Origin of the sequence: Microbacterium sp. NPDC008134 (assembly GCF_042957055.1) — a bacterium.
Taxonomy (GTDB): Bacteria; Actinomycetota; Actinomycetes; order Actinomycetales; family Microbacteriaceae; genus Microbacterium.
The window spans coordinates 67,679-91,698 of the sequence record NZ_JBIBHO010000003.1 but is presented as its reverse complement, the minus strand read 5'-3'; the positions used below and the strand labels follow the sequence as shown (position 1 = coordinate 91,698).

20 protein-coding genes are annotated in these 24,020 nt (G+C 71.2%); 17 read left to right on the top strand and 3 right to left on the bottom strand.

Annotation, left to right across the window (positions count from 1 at the left end; all coding sequences use genetic code 11):
* The first annotated feature begins 176 nt into the window (after nucleotides 1–176).
* The 6 genes from ACFY9N_RS13915 to ACFY9N_RS13890 all read left to right on the top strand — a co-directional run bounded on the left by ACFY9N_RS13915 (nucleotide 177) and on the right by ACFY9N_RS13890 (nucleotide 5,857).
* Nucleotides 177–1,127, top strand: a complete 951-nt coding sequence (locus ACFY9N_RS13915) for an ABC transporter permease (RefSeq protein WP_391479344.1) — start codon at nucleotides 177–179, stop codon at nucleotides 1,125–1,127.
* Complete coding sequence (locus ACFY9N_RS13910; RefSeq protein ID WP_391479342.1) at nucleotides 1,124–2,074, top strand: ABC transporter permease; 951 nt, start codon at nucleotides 1,124–1,126, stop codon at nucleotides 2,072–2,074. The genes ACFY9N_RS13915 and ACFY9N_RS13910 overlap by 4 nt, the downstream gene beginning before the upstream one ends.
* Nucleotides 2,075–2,078: 4 nt before the next feature.
* The gene (locus tag ACFY9N_RS13905) at nucleotides 2,079–3,653 is read left to right on the top strand and encodes an ABC transporter substrate-binding protein (protein ID WP_391479341.1); all 1,575 of its coding nucleotides are present in this window, start codon (nucleotides 2,079–2,081) and stop codon (nucleotides 3,651–3,653) included.
* Nucleotides 3,654–3,735: 82 nt separating this feature from the next.
* Nucleotides 3,736–4,605, top strand: a complete 870-nt coding sequence (locus tag ACFY9N_RS13900) for an ABC transporter ATP-binding protein (protein WP_391479340.1) — start codon at nucleotides 3,736–3,738, stop codon at nucleotides 4,603–4,605.
* Nucleotides 4,602–5,405, top strand: coding sequence for an ATP-binding cassette domain-containing protein (locus ACFY9N_RS13895; RefSeq protein ID WP_391479338.1), 804 nt, complete (start codon nucleotides 4,602–4,604; stop codon nucleotides 5,403–5,405). The genes ACFY9N_RS13900 and ACFY9N_RS13895 overlap by 4 nt, the downstream gene beginning before the upstream one ends.
* A gap of 26 nt (nucleotides 5,406–5,431) precedes the next feature.
* Nucleotides 5,432–5,857 carry a cupin domain-containing protein gene (locus ACFY9N_RS13890; protein ID WP_391479336.1) on the top strand — a complete coding sequence of 142 codons (426 nt, stop codon included), beginning with the start codon at nucleotides 5,432–5,434 and terminating at the stop codon, nucleotides 5,855–5,857.
* Between the two features lie 154 nt (nucleotides 5,858–6,011).
* On the opposite strand, the gene ACFY9N_RS13885 is transcribed toward ACFY9N_RS13890, so the two are convergent.
* A complete protein-coding gene (locus ACFY9N_RS13885) occupies nucleotides 6,012–7,979 on the bottom strand; it encodes a helix-turn-helix domain-containing protein (RefSeq protein ID WP_391479335.1) in 1,968 nt (655 codons plus the stop codon).
* Between the two features lie 35 nt (nucleotides 7,980–8,014).
* Nucleotides 8,015–8,872: an alpha/beta fold hydrolase gene (locus tag ACFY9N_RS13880; RefSeq protein ID WP_391479333.1), complete on the bottom strand. Its 858-nt coding sequence runs from the start codon at nucleotides 8,870–8,872 to the stop codon at nucleotides 8,015–8,017.
* A gap of 212 nt (nucleotides 8,873–9,084) precedes the next feature.
* Here ACFY9N_RS13880 and ACFY9N_RS13875 point away from each other — a divergent pair, with 212 nt between their 5' ends.
* From ACFY9N_RS13875 to ACFY9N_RS13835, 9 genes are all read left to right on the top strand, one after another.
* Nucleotides 9,085–10,365: a hydroxymethylglutaryl-CoA reductase, degradative gene (locus ACFY9N_RS13875; RefSeq protein ID WP_391479332.1), complete on the top strand. Its 1,281-nt coding sequence runs from the start codon at nucleotides 9,085–9,087 to the stop codon at nucleotides 10,363–10,365.
* Nucleotides 10,362–11,345: a hydroxymethylglutaryl-CoA lyase gene (locus tag ACFY9N_RS13870; protein WP_391479331.1), complete on the top strand. Its 984-nt coding sequence runs from the start codon at nucleotides 10,362–10,364 to the stop codon at nucleotides 11,343–11,345. The genes ACFY9N_RS13875 and ACFY9N_RS13870 overlap by 4 nt, the downstream gene beginning before the upstream one ends.
* On the top strand, nucleotides 11,342–12,571 hold the full coding sequence (locus tag ACFY9N_RS13865; protein WP_391479329.1) for a CaiB/BaiF CoA transferase family protein: 1,230 nt from the start codon (nucleotides 11,342–11,344) through the stop codon (nucleotides 12,569–12,571). The genes ACFY9N_RS13870 and ACFY9N_RS13865 overlap by 4 nt, the downstream gene beginning before the upstream one ends.
* Nucleotides 12,568–13,476: a MaoC family dehydratase N-terminal domain-containing protein gene (locus ACFY9N_RS13860; protein WP_391479328.1), complete on the top strand. Its 909-nt coding sequence runs from the start codon at nucleotides 12,568–12,570 to the stop codon at nucleotides 13,474–13,476. Before ACFY9N_RS13865 ends, ACFY9N_RS13860 begins: the two co-directional genes overlap by 4 nt.
* Nucleotides 13,477–13,521: 45 nt before the next feature.
* Nucleotides 13,522–14,175 carry an FMN-binding negative transcriptional regulator gene (locus ACFY9N_RS13855; RefSeq protein ID WP_391479327.1) on the top strand — a complete coding sequence of 218 codons (654 nt, stop codon included), beginning with the start codon at nucleotides 13,522–13,524 and terminating at the stop codon, nucleotides 14,173–14,175.
* Complete coding sequence (locus tag ACFY9N_RS13850) at nucleotides 14,172–15,200, top strand: ornithine cyclodeaminase (protein ID WP_391479325.1); 1,029 nt, start codon at nucleotides 14,172–14,174, stop codon at nucleotides 15,198–15,200. The genes ACFY9N_RS13855 and ACFY9N_RS13850 overlap by 4 nt, the downstream gene beginning before the upstream one ends.
* Nucleotides 15,201–15,250: 50 nt before the next feature.
* Nucleotides 15,251–16,720 carry an amidohydrolase gene (locus tag ACFY9N_RS13845; protein WP_391479324.1) on the top strand — a complete coding sequence of 490 codons (1,470 nt, stop codon included), beginning with the start codon at nucleotides 15,251–15,253 and terminating at the stop codon, nucleotides 16,718–16,720.
* Complete coding sequence (locus ACFY9N_RS13840) at nucleotides 16,720–18,297, top strand: amidohydrolase (protein ID WP_391479323.1); 1,578 nt, start codon at nucleotides 16,720–16,722, stop codon at nucleotides 18,295–18,297. Before ACFY9N_RS13845 ends, ACFY9N_RS13840 begins: the two co-directional genes overlap by 1 nt.
* Nucleotides 18,298–18,474: 177 nt before the next feature.
* Complete coding sequence (locus ACFY9N_RS13835; RefSeq protein ID WP_391479322.1) at nucleotides 18,475–19,611, top strand: CaiB/BaiF CoA transferase family protein; 1,137 nt, start codon at nucleotides 18,475–18,477, stop codon at nucleotides 19,609–19,611.
* Nucleotides 19,612–19,768: 157 nt separating this feature from the next.
* On the opposite strand, the gene ACFY9N_RS13830 is transcribed toward ACFY9N_RS13835, so the two are convergent.
* Nucleotides 19,769–21,247 (bottom strand): PucR family transcriptional regulator, encoded by a 1,479-nt coding sequence (locus tag ACFY9N_RS13830; protein WP_391479321.1) that lies wholly within the window; start codon nucleotides 21,245–21,247, stop codon nucleotides 19,769–19,771.
* Between the two features lie 73 nt (nucleotides 21,248–21,320).
* Here ACFY9N_RS13830 and ACFY9N_RS13825 point away from each other — a divergent pair, with 73 nt between their 5' ends.
* Together ACFY9N_RS13825 and ACFY9N_RS13820 are read left to right on the top strand one after the other, a co-directional pair.
* Nucleotides 21,321–22,427, top strand: coding sequence for a DUF917 domain-containing protein (locus ACFY9N_RS13825; protein ID WP_391479320.1), 1,107 nt, complete (start codon nucleotides 21,321–21,323; stop codon nucleotides 22,425–22,427).
* Nucleotides 22,424–23,998 (top strand): hydantoinase/oxoprolinase N-terminal domain-containing protein, encoded by a 1,575-nt coding sequence (locus ACFY9N_RS13820; RefSeq protein WP_391479318.1) that lies wholly within the window; start codon nucleotides 22,424–22,426, stop codon nucleotides 23,996–23,998. Before ACFY9N_RS13825 ends, ACFY9N_RS13820 begins: the two co-directional genes overlap by 4 nt.
* Nucleotides 23,999–24,020: the final 22 nt, after the last annotated feature.

Below are 24,020 nucleotides of genomic sequence, written 5' to 3'. Positions count from 1 at the left end.
GGAGGTTTCGCCCATCATGCGACCGTTCCCCTGGGCTGCCGCACCGTACAGTCGCCGTCTCGCGCTGAGTAGCGTGACCGCCATGTCATCGACGACACCCTCCGTTCTCGGACCCCGCACGTACGCGACAGCGGGCGGACGCCGCCACGCGACGAGCACGGGGGAGTGACACGACGGTGACCCGCTACATCATCCAGCGCATCCTCTCGTCGCTGTTCGTTCTCTTCATCCTCTCGATCATCGTGTTCTCGATGGTGAGGATCATCCCGGGCGACCCGCTCGCCGCGTTCGTCGACCCGGCGAACCCCGACCCCGAGAAGCTCGAGGCGCTGCGTGCCGAGCTCGGCCTCGACCAGCCCTGGATCACGCAGTACTTCTCCTGGCTCCTCGGGGTCGTGCAGGGCGACTTCGGCCGGGCGATCACCGTTCCGGGCGAGGTGTCGACACTCATCGCGACGCGCCTTCCGCTCAGCCTCACCCTCGCGGTGATGGCGACCGTGTTCGGTACGGTGCTCGGCATCCCGGCCGGCGTGCTGGCCGCGACCCGCTGGCGCCGGCTCCCCGACCACGTCGTGCGCGGCCTGTCGTTCGTGCTGCTGGCCACCCCGCCGTTCGTGCTCGGCACGGTGCTCATCCTGATCAACTCGCTCACCCTCCGGCTTCCGCTGGTGGGCTACGCGGGGGCGGCGAACGACCCGCTGCGGGCGATCGGGGTGCTGATCCTCCCCGCCCTGCTGATCGGCATCGTGCTCGCCGCGATCGTCGCCCGGTACACGCGCGGCACCCTGCTCGACACCCTCGGTCAGGACTTCGTGCGCACCGCACGGGCGAAGGGCGCCTCGCCCTCGCGGCTCGTCGGCCGGCACGCGCTGCGCAACGCGCTCATCCCCGTGACGACCGTCATCGGCATCGAGCTCGCGGCCCTCGTCGGCGGCACCGTCGTCATCGAGGCGGTGTTCTCGCTGCCGGGCATGGGCTCGCTGCTGCTCACCGGCATCCGCTCGTCCGACTATCCGATCATCCAGGCCACGGTGCTGCTGATCGGTGTCGTCTACGTCGTGATCAACTTCGTGGTCGACCTGCTGTATCCGTTGATCGATCCCCGAGTGAGGGTGCACACGCGATGACCGTCACAAGAGAACTCGCCCTCGCCAAGGTCGCGGGCAAGCGTCCGAGCCGCCGCAAGTTCGGCCCCGCGTTCTGGAGCGGCGCCGGCATCCTCGGCGTCATCCTGATCCTCGCCGGTTGGATGACGCTGTGGCCGCTGCACGATCCGTTCGTCGCCTCTGGCCCGGCGCTCGCCGCCCCGAGCCTCGATCACCCGCTCGGCACCGACAACCTCGGCCGCGACACGTTCACCCGTCTCGCGCTCGCCGCCCGAACGAGCCTCATCATCTCGGGAGCGGCCGCGCTGCTCGGCGCGGTGATCGGCACCTTCTTCGGCCTCGTGGCCGGGTACGTCGGCGGATGGGTGGATGCCGTCATCATGCGCGTCGTCGACGCGGTGCTCGCCCTTCCGGCGATCCTCGTCGCCCTCGTCGTCGGCGTCGTGATCGGCAACGGGCCGTGGCCGCTGATCCTCGCGCTCGGCCTCGTGTTCGCCCCCGGTTTCGCGCGGGTGATGCGGGCGCCGGTGATCGCCCTCCGCGAGCGGGACTTCGTGCTCGCGGCGACCCTCAGCGGTGTGCGCCCGGCGCGCGTGATCGTCGAGCACCTGCTGCCCAACGTGCTCACTCCGCTGTTCGTGCAGTTCGCCTCGGTGGCCTCGCAGGTCGTTCTGATCGAGGCGGCGCTGAGCTACCTCGGACAGGGCGTGCAGGCGCCCGAGCCCTCGGCCGGCCGCATGATCAGCGAGTTCACCCGCTTCATGCAGCTGCAGCCGCTGCTGATCATCCTGCCCTCGCTGGTGATCATCCTGCTCTCCGCCGCGTGGAACCTCCTCGCCGACGGCATGCAGGACTACCTCGCCCCGCGGCGCGAACCCGCCTTCTCGCTGGGAGGGCGCACGAAGCGCCGCGGCCCGGCGGCCCCCGACCGCACCACCACATCCACGCAGCACACCCGAACGGAGTAGAGGTATGAACAGACGACACTGGGCAGGGGCGGCGGCACTCGCCGTCGCGACCCTGGCGATCGCCGGATGCACGTCCGGCGGCGGTACCGGAACAGGCGAGCAGGATGCCGGTGACCCCGTCGCCGGCGGCACCCTCACCTGGGGTGTCCCCGCCGAGCCCTCCGCCGGCGGCATCGACCCGATGGTCGCCTCGGCCATCGCCGCCGAGGTGATCGACTCGATCGCCTACGACACGCTCCTCACCCGCGACGACGACGGCACCATCGAGCCCGCGCTCGCCACCGAGTGGGAGCAGACCGACGACACGACCTGGGTCTTCCAGTTGCGCGACGACGTCACCTTCTCGGACGGCAGCCCGTTCGACGCGGGCGACGTCGTCTACTCCTTCGAGACCCGCAAGGACGGCGGCTCGAACGCGACGTATCTCTCGAGCATGGAGAGCGTCGAGGCGACGGGCGACTACGAGGTCACCTTCCACTTCAGCCAGCCCGACGGCACGTTCCTCGACGCGGTCTCGGCGCGCCAGACCTTCTTCATCGTCAGCGAAGAGGGCTACGGCAACGCCACCGAGGAGGAGCGCCAGACCACCACCGCCGGCACCGGTGCCTACCAGGTGACCGAGTGGAACCAGGGCGTCTCGATCACGATGGAGAAGAACGAGAACTACTGGGGCGAGGAGCCCTATCTCGACAAGATCGTCTTCGAGCTCTACCCCGACGAGAACACCCTGCTCGCCGCCGTGCAGCAGGGCAGCGTGCAGGCCGCGTCGTTCATCGACGGCAGCCTCGCCCAGCAGGCGGCATCCTCCGGCTTCACGCTCGGTGACGCGGCGTTCCGTCAGAACCTCGCGATCTACATCAACCCGGAGCAGGGACCGCTCGCCGACGTCAACGTGCGTCGCGCGTTCTCGCTGGCCCTCGACCGCGAGGCCCTCGTCGAGACCGCGATGCTCGGCAACGCCGGCGTCTCGTTCGTGCCGCCGGCCGGTGACCCGGGTGCGCCCGACACCGCCGACCTGCCGTACTACTCGCGCGACCTCGACGAGGCGAAGCGTCTGCTCGAAGAAGCCGGAGAGCCCAACCCCGAGATCACCCTCAGCTACATGGGTGACGTCGCGGCGGCGCACCACCCGGTCTACGAGATGATGCAGCAGCAGCTCGCCGAGGCGGGCATCACGCTGAACCTCAAGGCGACCCCGCTGGCCGAGATCGCCCCGATCTTCACCACGGGCGAGTCCTGGACCGACCTCGTCGCCATCCCCGGCAGCCCGCGCGCGTCGGCCGTGTTCTACCTGGAGCCGGTGCTGCTCGAGGGCGGCGTCTACAACCACTGGGACGGCAACCCCGACGCCGAGAAGGCGCGCGAGCTGCTCCAGCAGGCGAAGGCAGCCACCTCGCCCGAGGAATACGCCGACCTCGTCGACCAGCTCGCCACCGAGACGGCCGAGCAGGCGCTCGAGTTCGTGCCGGCCGCTGTCCCGGTCTACTTCGAGGTCTGGGACGCGAACAAGCTGCACGGCTACGAGAACGACGCGTTCTACTCGCGTTCGGGCCTCGACCAGGCCTGGCTGACGCAGTGACACCTCGCCCCGGCGCCTCCCTCTCCGGAGGCGCCGGGGCATCCCCTCCTTCCTCCGCCCCGACCACAGAAGCGAGTCGCGAATGACCGACGCCACCGACGCCCTCCGCGTCGAAGACCTCAGCATCGCCTACGGAGCCGCCCCGCCGTCGGTCTCCGGCGTCTCGCTGCGCGTGCGCAAGGGCGAGATCGTCGGTGTGATCGGCGAGTCCGGCAGCGGCAAGTCGAGCATCGCGCTCGCAATGATGGGGCTGCTCCCCGACTCCGCCCGCGTCACCGCCGCGAGCATGGACGTCGCGGGCTCCGACATGAACGACGCCACCGAGCGCGACTGGGCCCAGGTGCGCGGAGTGAAGGCATCCATGGTCTTCCAGGAGCCGATGTCGGCCCTCAATCCCTGCATGCGCATCGGCGCCCAGATCGCCGAGGTGCTGCAGATCCACGGCAAGGCCGACAAGAAGCAGGCCCGCGCCCGTGCCCTCGAGATCCTCCAGCTCGTGCAGATGCCGGATGCCGAGAAGCGCCTGAACTACTACCCCCACCAGCTCTCCGGTGGTCAGCGCCAGCGCGTCGTCATCGCGATCGCCGTCGCCGCCGGTCCCGACCTGCTGGTCGCCGACGAGCCCACCACCGCGCTCGACGTGACGGTGCAGGCGCAGATCCTCGACCTCATCAAGAGCCTCCGCGACGAGACCGGCATGGGCGTGCTGTTCATCAGCCACGATCTCGGCGTCATCGGGCAGCTCTGCGAGCGCATCGCGGTGATGTACCGCGGCAAGGTCGTCGAGACCGGCTCCGCCCGCCGCGTGCTCGAGAACCCGCAGCATCCGTACACCCGAGCGCTGCTCGAGAGCATCCCGCGCCCTTCGGTGCCCGTGCGCTCGCCGCTCGCCGTCATCCCCGCCGTCAACGACTTCGACAGCGTTCCCGCCGTGCTCGAGGAGGCCTCATGACCGACACCGCGTTTTCCGACACGGGTCTTCCCGACGACGTGCTGCAGGTGAAGAACGTCACCCAGCGCTTCGGCCACGGCGACAACCAGATGACCGCGCTCGACGATGTCAGCCTCAACGTGCCCCGTGGCGAGACTCTCGGTCTCGTCGGAGAGTCCGGGTCGGGCAAGAGCACGCTCGCCCGCGCGATCCTGCTCATGCGCAAGCCCACGCTCGGCACGATCGAGTTCGACGGCACCGATGTCACCGGCATCCGCGGTCGCGCCCTGCGCCAGCACCGTCGCCGCATCCAGATGGTCTTCCAGGACCCCAACGACTCCCTCGACCCGCGCTTCACGGTCGCCCGGTCGATTGCCGAGCCTCTCGTGGCCGCCGGTGTCGGGCAGAAGGAGCGCCGCCGTCGCATCGCCGACTCGCTCGACCGCGTGGGTCTGCCGATGGATTCCGCAGGCCGCTACCCGCACGAGTTCTCGGGTGGCCAGCGCCAGCGCATCGCGATCGCGCGGGCCATGGCCGCCGAGCCCGAGTTCGTGGTGCTCGACGAGCCCACCTCCGCGCTCGACGTGTCGGTGCAGGCGCAGGTGCTCAACCTGCTCGTGCAGCTGCAGAAGGACACCGGCGTCACGTACCTCTTCATCACCCACAACCTCTCGGTCGTGCACCACATCGCCCATCGGGTGGCCGTGATGCACCAGGGCCGGGTCGTCGAGGAGGGCACCGGCGAGCAGGTCATGAACGCTCCGCAGCATCCGTACACCCAGAAGCTCCTCGAATCGATGCCGGTGCTGTACCGGAGCTGAGGGTCCCACTTCGAAAGGGTTCGATCATGCGCGTGCAGAAACGCGGCGACAACGAGCACGACTGGGAGCTGTACCACGGCGAGGGCCGCATCGGCATCGAGTGGTACTTCCAGCAGACGACGTCGCTGCCGACTTCGGTCATGATGTACCGCCTCGAACCCGGCGCGGAGGAGGGGCAGCACCACCACCTCGACGACGACCCGACGAGCTGCTCGCCGAACAGTTCCGATGAGATGTACATCGTCACGCGCGGCGAGGTCGTGATCACGTCGGGGTCGGATCGGCGGACGCTCGGGGTGGGGGATGCCTTCTACGCACCCGAGGGCATGCAGCACGGCGTGCGCAACGAATCGGATGCCGTCGCCGAACTCGTTCTCGTCTTCGGTCCGCGCGGCCCGCACCCCTTCCCCCAGACCGGGGCCGAGGCCTTCGACGCGGAGGCCGACCGGTAGGTCGCGGGGGCCTTTCGGGAGGAGTTCTCCTCCGCTGTTGCGCGTGGGGGCGCTTCGACAGGCTCAGCGACCCAGTGGGTGGGCTCAGCGACCCAGTGCGCGGCGCCAAGGAACTGGGTCCCTGAGCTTGTCGAAGGGCCCCGCCCCGCGGAACCTAGGCGACCGGGCCCTGCAGCTTCTCGCGCAGTTCGTCGAGGCGTACCGCGATGCCGATGCGGAACATCCGCTCGTCGTCGCGCCATCCGCTCCCGAGCACGTGGTCGAGGCGGTCGAGGCGCTGCAGGATCGTGTTCGTGTGGAAGTTCAGGGCGCGGGCCGTGCGGGTCGGGCTGGCGTTGTTGCGCACGAACGCCCGCAGGGTGCCGAGCAGGTCGGCGTTGCGCTCGGCGTCGTACTGCCGCACCGCGCCGATCGTGTCGCGCAGGAACGCTGAGAGCCCCTGGGCGTCGGTGTCGAGCACGGCCGAGTAGGGGAGGAAGTCCTCGACCCGCGCGGTCATGTCGGCGAGTTCGAGGGCAGCGAGCAGGCGCGCGGTGCGCCGGGCCGCGAGGAACGCCGAGGGCAACGGCCCCTTCGCCGGCGGCGGCACGACGACAGTCACGGTCTCCTGGATCGCCGAGGCGACCTCTCGTCGCAGCCGTTCCGGGTCGACGGGCCCCCGGTCGCCCGACAGCGCCGCGACCACGAACCCGCGGTACTCGCCGACGAGCGCGCGGTCGTCGAGCGAGCGAACCACGGCGCGCGCCGCCGCGGTCTGCTGGTCACCCGGCACCGCCAGCAGCAGCAGTGAGTCGAGGGTCGCGAGGTCGACGCCGAGGCGCCGCGCCCGCCGCTCGACGTCGGAGCGCCGCTCGGGAACGTCGTCGAGCAGGTCGGCGATCAGTTCGCTGCGCACGCGGTGGTCCGCCCCGGATGCCGCTTCCTGCTGCAGCTCGAGCAGCGCACCGACCTGGGCTGCACGCTCGATGGTGCGAAGGTCCACGGCGCCGAGTTCGAAGGCTCCGTCGCCGAGGAGCAGCGCACCGAAGTGCCGGTTGCCGGCGGTGAGGGCCGAGACGGCGCGCACCCCCGCTCCGGCGACCGGAACGCAGTGCCCGTGGCGTCGGCTCTCGGCGAGGGCAGCACGCACGGGCTCGTCGAGCGACAGCATCCCGGGTGCCAGTGGCAGGCCCGCCGCGGCGATCACGTTCTCCTGCGCGTCGATGATCGCGACCGCGCGGCCGAGGGCCGAGGCGAGTGTCTCGGCGACCGGGCCGAATCCGCCGCCGGCGAGCACGGCCTGCACGAGTTCCTGGTGCACGGTGTTCGCGCGGTCGCGTTCGACGAGGTGCGCGGTGAGGCTCTCGAGGGTGCGGCGGCTGGCATCCTCCGATTCCTGCAGCTCGCGCAGCGTCTGCGTCGTCTGCAGGATCACCGAGGCGTGGTCGGCGAGCGCCGAGAGCAGGGCGACCTCGTCGGGGGAGAACTCCTTGGTCTCACGGTTGCCGACGAACAGCACGCCGAGCACGTCGTCGCTGCTGAGCATCGGCACGCCGAGCATCGACACGAGACCCTCGGCCGAGACGGCGTCGTCGATGCCCGTGTCATGGCGGTCCTCGGTGTACGCGGTGTAGTCGGCGACCCATTGCGCGGTGCGCGACTCGACCACGACGCTCGCGAGGCCCCGTCCGGGCGGCACCCGCAACTGCTGGAACGACGCGCTCACCGACCCGCTGGTCTCGCGCACCCGTAGCTCGGAGGTGTCGGGGTCGAACTCCGACAGGTAGGCCAGGTCGACGCCCATCATCTCGCGGGCGCGCTGCACGAGGCGGGCGAGCACGGCGTCGCTGTCGCGCAGTTCGGCGAGCTCTCGGGCGCTGGAGAAGAGCGCGGTGAGCTCGTGCTCGCGGCGTCGAAGCCGCGACAGTTCGCGCTGGATGCGGGCGACGCGCTCGGCGAGGAGCGCGGCATCCGCTTCGCTCGCCCCGAGGGCGCGGATGGCGTCGCTGACACCGGTGGGACCGACGAGTTCGGGGTCGTGGGCCGCATCGAGGAGCGAGGCGATGGCGGCATCGTGCTCGGGCATCTTCGTCCCTTCGGGGGAGGACGGCGCCGACAGGCGCGTGACTTCAGTGTCGAGCATGAGCGCCGCGGTCCTCAAATCAGGCGGTCCTCGAATCAGACCGGTCGGCGTCGCTCCTCTGCGCGGGCGGCGGTGCGCAGCAGACCCGCGGCCAACTCGGGCCACAGTTCGTGGGCGATGAGGTGCCCCATGCCGGAGTGCACCTGCAGTTCGGCGTCGGGGATCGCCTCGGCGATGTCGACGGCGGATGCCCAGTGCAGCACGTCGTCGTCGCGACCGTGGAAGACGAACGTGGGCGCGGTCACGGCCTTCAGATCCTCGAGCCGCTCGGGCGCACGCTTCAGCGCCGCCCACTGCCGGGAGAACCCCTCCGGGTAGTAGCCGCGGTCGTAGGCTTCGCCCGTCGCGCGCACGTGCCACTCGATCTGGGGGTCGAAGCGCCCGGCCGGCGCGGCCTCGAGCGCGGCCCGGGTGAACGCCACCGCCTGCTCGCGGGTGATGCGCACGGGCGGTTCCGCGAGCTCGGGGCGCTCGCCGTGCGCGACCCAGCGGCGCGACTGCCCGGGGATGGTCGACAGCAGCCCGAGGCTCAGGATGCGCTCCGGATGCCGGATCGCGAGCATCTGCGCCATCATCCCGCCCATCGAGTGCCCGGCCACGTGGGCCTGCGCGACCCCGAGCTCATCGAGCACGCGCAGCACGTCTTCGGCCAGATCGATGAGGTCGTAACCGCCGTCGACGTCGTCGGCCCCGCCGAAGAGCTGCGACAGGCCGGTGTCGCGGTTGTCGAAGCGCACGACCCGCAGGCCGCCGGCGGTGAGGAGCCCGATGAACTCCTCGTCCCAACTGAGAAGTTGCGCGCCGCCGCCCGAGATCAATACGAGCACGGGGGCGTCGGCCTCGCCGAAGACCTCGTAGTACAGGCGCACATCGGCGGAATCGGTGTAGGGCATCGGTACTCCTCGCGCTCGGGGGACCGGTGGTCCGCGCTCCGGGTGATGTTGCGAGTCTAGGTTCCGGGGTGAAGCGGGGTGATGTGTCGACCGCATACAGCGGGGCTTCGAGGATGAGTGTTCCACCCATCGTCGCCCCTGCCGCCCGCTCCTAGTGTCTTCCTTGACCACAGCGCCGATGACCCGGTCGCTGTCCCGAAGGAAGGTGGCCGATGTCGATCAACAGCCGAATCTCCGGACTCCGCGATCACACCCCCGAGGAGCGCCTCGCGCTCGTCGCCGAGGGTGCGGAGCTGGATGCGGATGCTCTGGGGGCGTTGCGCCCCGACAGCGGTCTCTCTCTCGCCCAAGCCGACCACATGGTCGAGAACGTCGTGGGCCTCATCGCGGTGCCGGTCGGTGTCGCCACCAACTTCACGATCGACGGACGCGACCGCCTGGTGCCGATGGCCACCGAGGAGCCGAGCGTCGTCGCCGCCGCCTCGAACGCCGCCCGCATGGCCCGCGGCCACGGCGGGTTCACGACCTCGTACACGGGCGATGTGATGATCGCCCAGATCCAGGTGCTCGACGCGGTCGACCCGCACGGCGCCCGCTTCGCCCTGCTCGAGGCGAAGGATGAACTGCTCGCCCTCGCGAACGAGCAGGACCCGATGCTGGTCTCGCTCGGCGGCGGCGCGTTCGACATCTCGGTGCGAGTGCTCCCCACCCGCGCCGGAGTGCAGGTCATCGTGCACCTGCACGTCGACGTGCGCGACGCGATGGGGGCGAACGCGGTGAACACGATGGCCGAGGCGATCGCCCCGCGCATCGCCGAACTCGCCGGCACCCGCACGCTGCTGCGCATCCTCACCAACAAGGCCGAGCTGCGCCTCACCCGCGCCCGCGCGGTGTTCGACGCCGAACTGCTCGGCGGCCCGCAGGTCGTCGACGACATCGTCGCCGCGAGCGCCTTCGCCGAAGCGGACGCCTACCGTGCGGCCACGCACAACAAGGGCATCATGAACGGCATCACCGCGGTCGTGCTCGCCACGGGCAACGACACCCGCGCGGTCGAGTCGGGCTGCCACTCGCACGCGGCCCGCTCGGGCGGGTACACGGCGCTGTCGCAGTTCGAGAAGGATGCCGACGGCAACCTCGTCGGCACGCTGGAGGTGCCCCTCGCGGTCGGCCTCGTCGGCGGGGCAACCCGCGCGCACCCCACCGCTCAGGCATCCGTGAAGCTGCTGGGCGTCGAGACCGCCCGCGAACTCGCGAGCGTCATCGCCGCCGTCGGACTCGCCCAGAACCTCGCGGCCTGCCGGGCGCTCGCCGCCGAAGGCATCCAGCGCGGACACATGACCCTGCACGCCCGCACCGTCGCGGCATCCGCCGGTGCCGAGGTCGACGAGATCGGCGCGGTCGCCGCCCGGATCGTCGCCGACCGCCGCATCCGCGTGGAGTACGCCCGCGAAGTGCTCGCCGAACTGCGCGGGGGCGGGGCCGGCGCATGACCGGCGCGGTCCCGGCGCCCCGGGTGATCCGCGAGGAGGGGCTCCCCTCCCGCGTCACCGTGTTCGAGGTGGGCCCGCGCGACGGCCTCCAGGCCGAGACCGACATCATCCCCGCCGCGGTCAAGATCCAGCTCTGCCGTCGACTGTATGCGGCGGGCAGTCGTGACCTCGAGGTCACGAGCTTCGTGCCGCCGACCTGGATTCCCCAGCTCGCCGACGCCGAGCAGGTCGTCGCCGGACTCGACGTGCCCGCGGGCGCCCGCGCCGTCGGCCTCGTGCCGAACCTCCGCGGTCTGCAGCGCGCGATCGACGCCGGCATCCGCGAGGTGTCGGTCGTCGTCAGCGCCACCGAGTCGTTCGCGAAGGCGAACCTCAACACGACCCGCGCCGGCGCCCTCGACCGGGCGGTCGAGGTGATCGCCGAGGCGACCGCGCAGGGAATCCCCGTGCGCGGGTACGTCTCGATGGCCTTCGGCGATCCCTGGGAGGGGAGCGTCGACACGGACGCCGTCACCGAAGCCGCGCGCACCCTGCACCAAGCCGGAGCCCGCAAGGTCGCGATCAGCGACACGATCGGCGTCGCCACCCCCGGCCACATGATCGCCGTCATCGAGGAGGCGCTCGCCGCCGGCATCCCCGTCGATGCCATCGCCCTGCACCTGCACGACACCTACGGACAGTCCCTCGCCAACGTCCACGCGGCCCTGCGACTCGGGGTCGCGGAGTTCGACGCCGCGGTCGGCGGACTCGGCCGGTGCCCCTACGCGAAGGGCGCGACCGGTAACCTCGCGACGGAGGACCTCGTGTGGATGCTGCACGGCCTCGGCATCGAGACCGGACTCGATCTCGAAGCCCTGGCCGCCACCACGCTCTGGCTCTCCCGCATCCGCACCGTGCGTCCTGCGTCGAACGTGGCCCGCGCGTTCGCGGCCGCCGGACTCGACACCCCCGAACCCGCCCAGGAGGTCACCCCCGCATGATCGACACCACCCTCCCCGCCCCCGGCGCGCTCGCCGGAGTCACTGTGATCGACCTGTCGCGCGTGCTCGCCGGCCCCTACGCCTCGCAGACCCTCGCCGACCTCGGCGCCACCGTCATCAAGGTCGAGAACCCCCGCGATCCCGACGTGTCGCGCGGCTTCCCGCCGTACCTCACCGACGGCGACGAGGAGTTCAGCGCCTACTACGCCCAGTACAACCGCGGAAAGCTCGGCGTCGGTCTCGACCTCGCCACCCCGGAGGGCAAGGAGGTGCTGAAGGACCTCGTGCGCGGCGCCGACGTGCTCGTCGAGAACTTCCGCCCCGGCACGATGGAGAAGCTCGGCGTCGGCTACGAGGTGCTGCGCGAGATCAACCCGCGCCTGGTCTACACCGCCATCTCCGGCTACGGCCGCACCGGGTCGCGCAGCAAGCGCCCCGCTTTCGACAACACGGCCCAGGCCGCGGGTGGCATCTGGTCGATGAACGGCTACGCCGAGCATCCGCCCGTGCGCGTCGGCGTCACGATCGGCGACCTCTCGGCGACCCTGTTCGCGGTGATCGGCACCCTGGCCGCCCTGCGTCACGCCGAGGCGACGGGCATCGGCCAGGTCGTCGACGTCGCGCAGGTCGACAGCATCGTCGCGCTCACCGAGACCGCGGTCGTCGACTACACCGTCACCGGCAACGTGGCCTCGCCGCAGGGCAACGCGCACGCCTGGGTGCGGCCCTACGAGCTTTTCGACTGCGCCGACGGCCAGGTGTTCTTCGGCGCGTACACCGACAAGCTCTGGAACGCGAGCTGCGACCTGTTCGGCACGCCCGAGCACAAGGACGACCCCGAGATCGACACCATGCGCAAGCGGTTCGAGACCGACGTCTACGAGCGCCGCGTCAAGCCGATCGTGGCCGGTTGGCTCGCCACTCGCACCAAGCAGGAGCTCGAGGACCTCGCGGGCGACGTCGTGCCCCTCACGGCGGTGAAGACGATCGGCGAGGTGGTCGAGGACCCGGGTACCGCCGAGCGCGACATGATCGTCGAAGCCGACTACGGCGACCTGGGCGTGCTGCGCATGTTCGGTCAGCCGATCAAGCTGTCGGAGACCCCCGCCACGCCCGCCCGCACCGCCAATCGCTTCGCCGAGCACGCCGACGAGGTGCTCGAACGGTTCGCCGGATACGACGCCGCGCGCATCGCCGAGCTGCGCGCCGCCGGGGCGCTGCCGTGAGCTCGCCCGCGCCCGTCGTGCGCACCTCGCCGATCACCCCCGATACGGTCGAGGCGTATCGCGGCACGTTCGCGGCATCCGACCCGGCGCTCGCCGACGGCGACGTGCTGCCCGCCGCCTGGGAGGGCGTGTTCTTCCCGTTCGCCGTGCCGCTCGCCGATCTGCGGCCCGATGGCACCCCGGCGCGCGACGGCGTCGTGCCCGAGATCGATCTGCCCCGCCGCATGTACGCGGGCGAGACGACCGAGTTCCTGCGACCGATCCGCCTCGGCGACGAGGTCGTGCAGACCACCTCGCTCGGATCGGTGGTCGACAAGACCGGGTCGCGCGGGCGCCTCACCTTCGTCGACATCGAGCGCGAGTACGCGGTGGGCGGCGAGGTCGCGGTGCGCAGCGTCTGGCACGACGTGTTCCTCGAGGCGGCGGATCCGGATGCTCCCGCTCGTGCCCCGCGGCCCGAGCCGTCGGTCGTGGCCGAGGCCGACTGGGTCGAGGAGCTCACGCCCGACGCCCGCCAGCTGTTCCGCTTCTCGGCCCTCACGTTCAACACGCACCTCATCCACTACGACCGCGCCTGGGCGCGCGACGTGGAGGGGCTGCCCGACCTGCTCGTGCACGGACCGCTGACGCGCATCCTGCTCATGGACGCCGCCCGACGGCACGCCCCCGAGCGCGTTCCCGCCCGTCTCGACGTGCGGGCGATCGCCCCCGTGCTCGTCGACCGGCCACTGCGCCTCGTCGGTCGGAGCACGGTCGTCGATGCTCCCGCCGACGGCGTCCCCGACGCCCCCGACGGCATCGCCCCCGACGGCATCCGCGTGACCGCCGTCGACCCCGACGACGTCGTGCTCGCCACCGCCGACATCACCTTTCGAATCGCTCACTTTGCCGATTCGGACCGGTGATTTCTGCAAAGTGAGCTATTCGAACGCCATCACTCAGGAGCAGCAGTGAGACACAACCCGGACTACGCGCTCGACGACGTCGAGACCGTGCGCGCGCTCGTGCGCGAGAACCCGTGGGCGACCATCGTGAGCCACGTGCCCGGTGAGGGCCTCGTCGCCTCGCACTACCCGGTGCTGCTCGAGGAGGATGCCGAGGGCATCTCTATCGTCAGCCACGTCGGGCGCCCCGACGAGCGGCTGCACCAGCTCGGCCAGCACGAGGCGATGGTCATCATCTACGGTCCGCAGGGCTACGTCTCGCCCAGCTGGTACGGCACCTCTCCGGCTGTCCCCACGTGGGACTTCGCCGTCGCGCACCTGTTCGGCACTCCCGAGATCCTCTCCGACGACGAGAACCTCGCGGTGCTCGACCGCCTGGTGTCGTGGTTCGAGAGCCCGCTACCCGACCCCTTCCTCATGCGTCGCACGCTCGAGAACACCGCGTACGCCGAGCGCATCGTGCACGGCACCGTCGGGTTCCGCCTGCGGGCCACCCGGTTCGAGGCCAAGGAGAAGATGCACCAGGACAAGTCCCCCGAGGTGATCGCCCGCGTGATCGACGCGCTGCGCCACCCCGGCCCCTATGAGAACCCGAAGCTCGCCGATCGCATCGCGGATGTGAACCGCGACGTGCTCGATGGAAAGGAAGTGACCGCATGACCGCGTTCGTGGGTGTGCAGGACATGGTGGAGTGGATCTCGCGCCGCGGCGCCGAGACGATCATGACCGAGATGGCCGACACGATCGAGGCGGACTTCCGCCGCTGGGAGTCGTTCGACAAGAGCGAGCGCGTCGCCAACCACACGCCGTTCGGCGTGATCGAGCTCATGCCGATCAGCGACCCGGACGTCTACGCGTTCAAGTACGTCAACGGCCACCCCTTCAACCCGGGCCGCGGCTACCAGACGGTGACGGCGTTCGGCGTGCTCGCCGACGTGCACAACGGCTACCCCGTGTTCCTCGCCGAGATGACGATGCTCACCGCCCTGCGCACGGCCGCGACCTCGGCGATGGTCGCGCGGCGTCTCGCGCGCCCCGACTCCACGACCATGGCGATGATCGGCGCGGGCAGCCAGGCCGAGTTCCAGGCCCTCGCGTTCCGCGGGGTGCTCGGCATCTCGCGGCTGCGGATCTACGACGTCGACCCCGCGGCATCCGCCAAGTTCGTGCGCAATCTCGCCCCGCGTGGCTTCGACATCACCGTGTGCTCCTCGGCATCCGAGGCCGCCGCCGGAGCCGACATCGTCACGACCTGCACGGCCGACAAGGCCGTCGCACAGGTGCTGACGGATGCCGACGTCGCCCCGGGCATGCACATCAACACGATCGGCGGCGACTGCCCCGGCAAGACCGAGCTCGACCCGCGCATCCTCGATCGCGGCCCGGTGTTCGTGGAGTACACGCCGCAGACCCGCGTCGAGGGCGAGATCCAGAACGTCGCTGCCGACTTCCCGGTCACGGAGTTCTGGCAGGTGCTGAACGGCACCGCCGCGGGGCGCACCTCGCCCGAGCAGGTGACGATCTTCGACTCGGTCGGTTTCGCGATCGAGGACTTCTCGGCCCTGCGCCACCTGCGCGCCGACCTCGCGGGCACCGGCATCGACACCCAGATCGATCTGGTCGCCGCCCCCGAGGACCCGAAGGACCTCTTCGGATTCGCGACCTCGCCCGTTCCGGTCGTCTGACCGCCCGCATCCCCGACCACCCGCGCGCGGTGCGCGCCGAGAGGAGCAGCATGACCGAGTCCCTCACCCTTCGGGACGTGCGCCCGTACGACGGCGGCGAGCCGGTCGACGTCGTCGTACGCGACGGTGTGATCGACGAGATCGCGCCGGCGGGGGCAATCGCCGCGGTCGGCGAGGTCGTCGAGGCGGGCGGGCGCTGGATCGGCCCGGGTTTCTGGGACGCGCACGTGCACTTCACGCAGCACGTGATCCGCCGTCGACGCCTCGATCTCACCGAGACCCGCACCGCCGACGACGTGCTCGACATCGTGCGACGGGCGCGCGCCGAGGGCGCCCCGCTGAGCGACGGGATGCTGATGGGCTACGGGTTCCGCGACGGGCTGTGGCCGGTCCCGGCATCGCTCGCGGCCCTCGAGGCCACGGTCAGCGACATCCCGGTCGTGCTCGTGAGCGGCGACCTGCACTGCGGCTGGATGAACCGCGCCGCCGCTGCGAAGCTGGGTGTCGAGCTCGACGAGACGGGCCTGCTGCGCGAGGGGCCGTGGATCGGCATCCTGCACGACTTCGACGAGGCGGCCCAGCTGCCGGCGGATGCCTACGCGGATGCCGCGGCGGCCGCCGCCGCCCGCGGAGTCGTCGGCGTCGTCGAGTACGAGAAGACCGACAACATCGCCGAGTGGTCGGCGCGCACGGCGGGCGGGCTCACGAGCCTGCGCACCGACATCGCGGTCTGGCCGGATCTGCTCGAGCAGGTGATCGCCGCGGGCGTGCGCACCGGCGACATCGTCGACGAGGCGGGGCTGGTCACCTTCGGCCGGCTCAAGGTCGTCGTCGACGGCTCGCTGAACACCCGCACCGCCTGGTGCTGGGACCCGTACCCCGGCATGGACCCCGGCCATCCGCACGCATGCGGCATGGAGAGCGTGCCGATCCCCGAACTGCGCCGCCTGCTCGAGCGCGCCCGCGGCGCCGGCATCGAGGCCGCCGTGCACGCGATCGGCGACCGGGCGAACACCGAGGTGCTCGACACGTTCGAGGCCCTCGACATGAAGGGCGTCATCGAGCACGCCCAGCTCGTGCGCGACGACGACTTCGCCCGGTTCGCCGCGCTCGGGCTGATCGCCAGCGTGCAGCCCGAGCACGCCATGGACGACCGCGACGTCGCCGACCACCACTGGGCCGGCCGCACCGGGCGAGCCTTCGCGTTCGGCTCGCTGCACCGCTCCGGCGCGACCCTGCGGCTGGGGTCGGATGCTCCGGTCGCTCCGCTCGACCCGTGGATCTCGCTCAGTGCCGCCACCGCGCGCAGCCGCGGCGAGCGCGACGCGTGGCACCCCGAACAGCGTCTTCCGCTCGGCGTGGCGCTCGCGGCATCCGTTCGTACGTCGTTCGCCGTCGGACAGCCCGCCGACCTCGTGATCAGCGATCGCGACCCCTACGCCAGCGATCGCGACGAACTGCGATCCATGCCCGTCGCCGCCACCCTGCTCGGCGGCCGCTTCACCCACCGGGAGATCTGATGACGACCTTCACCAACGGCCGCGTGTTCACGGGCGAGAGCGAGACGACGTTCGCCTCGGCGTTCCGCATCGTCGACGGGCTCGTCGACTGGGTCGGCGATGCGTCGGAGGTGACCGATGCGGATGCCGTTGACCTCGGCGGTCGCACGGTGCTGCCCGGTCTGCTCGACAGCCACACGCACCCCGCGCTGCTCGCCGGAACGGCGGCCGCGGTCGAGTGCTTCCCGCCGGCGGTGCTGAGCGCCGACGACCTCGTGCGCGTGCTCGACGCGCACGCCGCGACCGTCACCGGGGCGGATGCCTGGGTGCTGGGGCGCGGATTCGACGACACCAAGTTCCCCGAGGGGCGGATGCCGACGGCCGCCGACCTCGACCGCATCGCCACCGATCGCCCTGTGCTGGTCTGGCGCTGCGACGCGCACTCGGCCGTGTGCAACACGCGGGCGCTCGAGATCGCCGGTATCACGGCGTCGACGGTCGACCCCGAGGGGTCGCGATTCGAGCGGGATGCCGACGGGAACCCGAACGGCGTGTTGACGGAGATCGCGGCGGTCAACGCGGTGGCCGCGTTCATCCCCGCGCCGAGCCGTGACGAGCAGATCGACGCGATCGTGGCGATCGGCGACGAGCTCGCCTCGCGCGGCATCGTGGCGGTGTGCGACCTGCTGTCGTCGCGCATCGACCGGCCACTCGAGACGTTCCGCGCCGCGGCCGAGCGCGGTCTGCGCACGCGGGTCGCACTGTACCCGGGATGGGACCCGGCGGCGCCCCTCGGCGAGCTGACCGCCGGAGATCGCATCGGTCCGATCCGGGTGGCCGGCGTGAAGGTCGTGCTCGACGGCGCGTACTCCAACCGCACCGCCTGGGTGCACGAGGCGTACCCCGATTCCTGCGACCACGGCCTGCGCCTGGTCGACGATGCCGACGTTCTCGCGGCCGGCGACTGGGCGCGCCGCAACGGCGTGCAGCTCGCCGTGCACGCGATGGGCGACCGGGCGCTCGACCGGGTCGTGGAACTGTTCGAGGATCAGGAGCCGTGGCTCGACGGCATCCCGTCGGTGCGCATCGAGCACGCGACGATCGTGAGCGACGCGTACCTCGCGCGGCTCGCCTCGGCGCGCATGTCGTTCGGCATCGCCACGCACACGGTGTTCTTCTTCGCCGAGTACGACGGGTACGAGAAGGCGCTTCGTGTGGAGCAGGTGCCGGATGCCTATCCGATCGCGCGCCTGTACGCGGGGCTCGAGCCGCTCGCGCTCTCGTCGGACCGTCCGGCGACCGCGTGGAGCGGCGCCGACGACGTGATGCTCTCGGTCGAGGCCGCCGTGCGGCGCCGCACCTACAACGGGATCGAGTTCGGCGCCGAGGCGGCGATCACGGTACCTCAGGCGCTGCTGCTGTACACCTCGCGGGCGGCATCGCTCTCACCGCTGGAGGGCGTCGGGCGTCTGGCGCCGGGACTCGACGGAAGCTTCGCCGTGCTCGACCGCGACGTGTTCACGGTCCCCGACGATGAGATCGCGGGCGTGCGCGTCGCGGAGACCTGGATCCGCGGGGAACGCGTCTTCGCGCGCTGACGCCGCTGTCATTGGGTCCCTGAGCCTGTCGAAGGGTCCCACCCCGTAGCGCTTCCGGTGTGCGAAGCATCCATCGCCGACGGCATCCGACCACCGATACCTTGGCTCGCGGCGCACTTTCTGTCGGTCTGACCCACTCATCCCGACAGAAACTGCGACGGGAGCGAAGGGGCGACGATGACCGACGGAGAATTCCGACCGCTGGAGGGCGTGCGCGTGATCGACTTCACGCGGCTGCTCGCCGGTCCATATGCGACGATGACGCTCGCCGAACTCGGTGCCGACGTGATCAAGGTCGAGCAACCCGGCATCGGCGATGAGACCCGGCACTGGGGACCGCCGTTCGTCCACGGGGCGAGCGCGTACTTCCACGCGATCAACCGCGGCAAGCGCAGCATCGCCCTCGACCTCGCTGACCCCGCCGATCGCGAGACCGCACACGCGCTGATCGGCACGGCGGATGTCGTGGTCGAGAGCTTCCGTCCGGGTGTCGCCGACCGGCTGGGGATCGGTGCGGCCGCGATGCGCGAGCGGTTCCCGCGGTTGGTCTACGCCTCGATCAGCGGCTTCTCGCAGGAGGGTCCGCTCGCGGCCGAACCGGGCACCGCGGTGACAGTCGAGGCCGAGTCCGGGCTCATGCACGTGACCGGGTACGAGGGCGCCGACCCCGTGCGCTCGGGGGTGGCGATGGTCGACATCGCGACCGGGATGTCGATGATCAACGGCGTGCTCGCGGCGCTGCTCGAGCGCGGGCGCACGGGCGTCGGCCGACGGTTGGAGTTCTCTCTGTTCGCGACCGCGCTCAGTTCGCTCGGCACGGTGATCGCCGCGACCTCGGCGGGCGGACCGCCGTCGAAACCCTGGGGGAGCTCGCACCCGTCGATCGTGCCGTACCGTGCGTTCGCGGCATCCGATGGTCATGTCGTGCTCGGCGCGACCAACGACGCGATGTTCGCCCGGCTGGTGGCGGCGCTCGATCTCGGCGCCGCGTTGGGCGGGCCGGAGTGGGCGGGCAATCAGGCCCGTGTCGAGGGTCGCGAGGTGCTGGAGGCCGTGCTGGCCGACAGGGTCGGCGGCATGCCGCTCGAGACGGTGGTCGGATGCCTGCAGGCGGCCCGTGTGCTCGTGGCGCGCGTGCGCACTCCCGAGGAGGCGGCGCGAGGCCCGCAGGCGGATGCTCTCGGCCTGATCGAGCACGACGACGGAGTGTCGATCGCCCGCTCGGCACTCGGCACGAACGGCACGGTGAGGCTGGCCCGCGCGCCCGGATTGGATGCCGACGGGGCGGCGCTCCGCGCGGAGGTCTCGAAGTAGGGACCCAGTTCGGATACGCGGAACCGATTCCTGGGTCGCTGAGCCTGTCGAAGCGTCGCAGGGATCCACACGAGGTGTGCGGGGTGGGGCCCTTCGACAGGCTCAGGGACCCAGCTTCGGCTCAAGGGCTCAGTGGAGGCCACGGACCCGGCCAGCTCTACCCCGCCCCGAGGAGCCGGACGCGGCAGGCGAGTTCGACGGCGAAGCGGGCGTCGGGGTCGGCGAGGTCGATGCCGAGCAGCTCGCGGATCCGCCGCATCCGATACCCCACGCCGTTCGGATGCAGCATCAACTCCCGACCGGCGTGCACGAGCGACCCCTCGTGCGCGAGATACACGAGCAGCGTCCGCACCGACTGCAGTGCCCGCTCCGGCCCGAGCTCGTCGAGCGGGCGCAGGATGTCGTGCAGCAACTCACGGCTGATCGGCGAGGCGTAGACGTCGAGCAGCACTCGCCGAAGGCCCGTGACGTCGGTGAGTTCGACGCCGCCGAGGCGACCGGCGGCGATCGCCGACTCGGCCGCGATCCGCGCCTCGGCCGCCGACTGCCGCAGCCCCAGCGCGCCGACCTGCGGGGTGCCGAGGCCAAGCGTGTAGGCCCAGTCGGAGCCGGCGATCTCCTGCGCCCGTTCCTGGATGAGCGTCGCGACCTCGCGCACGCGCCGCTGGTGATCGCCGGCCCCGTGCTCCTCGGTGCACACGAGCAGCAGGTCGTCCTGCAGGAAGGCGACGTGCCACATCTCCTCGCGCGCCTCAACGAGCTGCAGCGCGAACAACTCGAGGGCCGGTTGCACGCTGCGCGGCGCGCGGGCGTCGGGGTCGGCGGTGCCGGTCGGGGCGAGCCAGGCGACTGCGTGCGACTGGGGGAGGGGGAGACCGAGCCGCGCGGCCTGCGCGACGAACCCCTCGGCGCGCGACGGCTCGGCGAGCACGAGCTCGACGAGCAGGTCGGCGCGCGACTGGGTGGGGGCGTAACGGTCGCGGTTCTGCCGCTGCGCGACCCGCGAGAGCAGCGACGCGATCACCGGGAGCGACACCTCGGTCGCTCCGTCGGTGCGATCGGCCACGAGGCGTCCGATGAGCACCTCGCCGATGAACACGGCATCCGCGTCGGTCCATGCCGTGGCGGGGTCGGTTGCGATCGACAGCTCGACGCCGAGGGCGCCGCCGGCGATCGAGAGGATGCTGTCGGTCGTGCTCTCCTCGGATGCCGCGGCCGCCGTCGCGAGCGCGATCGCCTGGGCGCCGCGCATCATCGCTTCGGATGCCCCGCCCGAGATCGCCCGGTCGATGGTCTTCGCGAGCTCGGCGGCGCCGACGCCGACCGCCGAGAACACGGGCACCCCGGCGCGTTCTGCGAGCACCCGAGCGGTCTCGGCGAGCGTCAGCGGACAGGTGAAGACGAGCCCCGCGAGGCCACGGGCGCTGGCCTGCCGCAGGGCGACGTCGATGCGGAAGGGCGGTGGTTGCTCCTCGCCGTCGATGATCGCGAGCGTGCCGGTGGCGAGGGCATCGAGACGGTCGACGGCGGCGAGATCGACGCGCACGATCTGCCGATCGTCGGTGGGGCCGGCGTGCGCGCGCAGCCCGAGTCGGTCGGCATCGTCGCGGAGATCCCGCAATGTGTACTGTGCCATGCGCACAGTATGCCCGGAAACACTGGATGCCGGAAACATTGCCGGGTGGTGAACGGCTCCGTACCGTGAACACATGGCCCAGACTTCCTCCGTCGCACGCACCGCGGCACCGATCACCGAGATCACGGCAGACGACATCGCCGCCCTCGGCGTCGGCACCGCGATCTTCGGAACCGGTGGCGGCGGCGCCGTGTACACCTCGCAGATCATGGTCGAGACGGCCCTGCGCGAGCACGGACCCGTGCGTCTCGTGCAGGTCGACGACCTCACCGCCGACGATGCCGTGATCCTGATGTCGGGCATCGGCGCCCCCACGGTCGGCATTGAGATGCTCGCCGCGAAGGGCCAGATCCACGCGCTCCTCGACGAGGCCGAGCGACTTCTCGGACGCAAGGTCACGACGCTGATGGCCGCCGAGATCGGCGGTAGCAACGGCGTGCAGCCGATCGGCTGGGCCGCCCGCCTCGGCCTCCAGATCCTCGACGCCGACGGCATGGGCCGTGCGTTCCCGGATGCCGCGATGGTGGCGATGAACGTCGCCGGCATCCCGTGCGCGTGGGCCGTGCAGAGCGACGTCGTCGGCAACATCTCGGTCATGAAGACGGTCGACCTGCACTGGCTCGAGCGGCACGCCCGCGCCCTCACCGTCGCGAGCGGATCGATCTGCATCGGCGCCCACTACCCGATGACCGCCGACCAGGTGAAGGGCGCCGTCATCGAGGGCACGGTGAGCGCCGCCATCCGCGTGGGCCACGCCCTGATGTCGTCGTCCGACCCGGTCGCCGCGGTCGCCGCCGAGCTCGACGCCCGCGTGCTGATGACCGGCAAGATCTCCGACCTCGACCGTCGCACGGTCGGCGGGTTCGTGCGCGGCTCGGTGACGATCACCGGCACCGGCGCCGATCGCGGACGCCTGCAGCGCCTCGAGCTGCAGAACGAGAACCTGCTCGTGCTCGAAGACGGCGAGGTGCTGGTGAGCGTACCCGACCTCATCACCATCATCGACGCCGAGACCGGCCACGCGATCACCACCGAGATGCTGCGCTTCGGCCAGCGCGTCTCGGTGCTCGCCTGGGCCTGCGACCCGATCTGGCGCACGCCCCGCGGGCTCGAACTCGCCGGTCCCGCCGCCTTCGGCTACGACCTGCCCTACGTCCCCTTCGAAGGAGCGACCCGATGACCGCCCGCGATCTCTCCATCGGCGTCGACGTCGGCGGCACCAACACCGACGCCGTCGTGCTCGACGGCGACGGCCGGGTGCTCGCGTGGACCAAGCGCGCCACGACCGACGACATCACGGGCGGCATCCGCGCCGGCATCCGCGACGTGCTCGCCGCGATCGGCGACGACCGCTCCCGCGTCTCTCGCGTCATGCTCGGCACCACCCACGCAACCAACGCGATCGTGCAGCGCCGCCAGCTCGACCGCGTCGCGATGATCCGCCTCGGCGCCCCCGCGGCGACCGAGTACCCGCCGCTCACCGGCTGGCCCGACGACCTCGTGCGGATGGTGCTCGCGGGAGCCACCATGCTCGGCGGCGGGCACATGGTCGACGGCACCCCGATCGCGCCGCTCGACCGCGACGGCATCCTGCGCTTCGTCGACGGTCTCGACGACGTCGACGCGATCGCCGTGGCCGGCATCTTCAGCCCCTCCTCGCCCGAGCAGGAGCTCGAGGTCGCCGACCTGCTGCGCGGCCACCTCGGTCAGGACACCCGGGTCTTCCTCAGCCAGGACATCGGCCCGACGGGTCTGCTCGAGCGCGAGAACGCCACGCTCCTCAACGCCGCGCTCTACAGCGTCGCGCGGTCGGTCACCGAGGCGCTCGTGACGGTCGTCGCCGAGGAGGGCCTCGACGCGACCACCTTCTTCGCCCAGAACGACGGCACCCTGATGTCGCTCGACTACGCCGCGCAGTACCCCGTGCTGACGATCGGCTCCGGCCCCGCGAACTCGATCCGCGGCGCCGCGTACCTCTCGGGTCACGACGACGCGATCGTGATCGACGTCGGCGGCACGACTTCCGACCTCGGCGTGGTCGTCGGCGGGTTCCCCCGCGAGTCGACGCTGCCGCGCGAGATCGGCGGGGTGCGCACGAACTTCCGGATGCCCGACATCCTCAGCGTCGGCATCGGCGGCGGCACGATCGTCGACGTCGCCTCGGGCCGTGTGGGCCCGGACTCAGTCGGCTACCGCATCGACCGGGAGGGCCTGCTGTTCGGCGGCTCCACCCCGACGCTGACGGATGCCGCGGCCCTCGCCGGCAGCCCGGTCACCGGCCGCACGCTCCCCGCGCTGTCGTCGCAGGTGACCGAAGCGCTCGAGCAGGCGCTCACGAAGGTCGCCGATCGGCTCGACGAGGCCGTCGAGCGCCTCTCCCTCGGCCGCATGGACATCCCCCTTGTCGTCGTCGGCGGCGGCGGATTCCTCGTGCCCGACAGCCTCGCGAGTGCGGGCAGCATCCTGCGCCCCGACCACGGCGGCGTCGCCAACGCGGTCGGCGCGGCGATCTCGCTCGCCGGCGGCCGGGCCGACCAGATGGCGCCGATGGGTGACCGCGAACAGGCCATCGAGCAGGCATCCGAAGCCGCGATCGCGAAGGCGATCCAGGCCGGCGCCGACCCGCTGCAGGTGTCGGTCGTCGAGGTTCTCGAGACGCACGTCCCCTATACCGCCCAGCCCACCGTCAACGTGACGGTGAAGGCGGCCGGACCCCTCGCCCGACTCTCGGCCGAAGTGCCCGTCCGCTGACCCGAAGAAAGAACCACAGCAC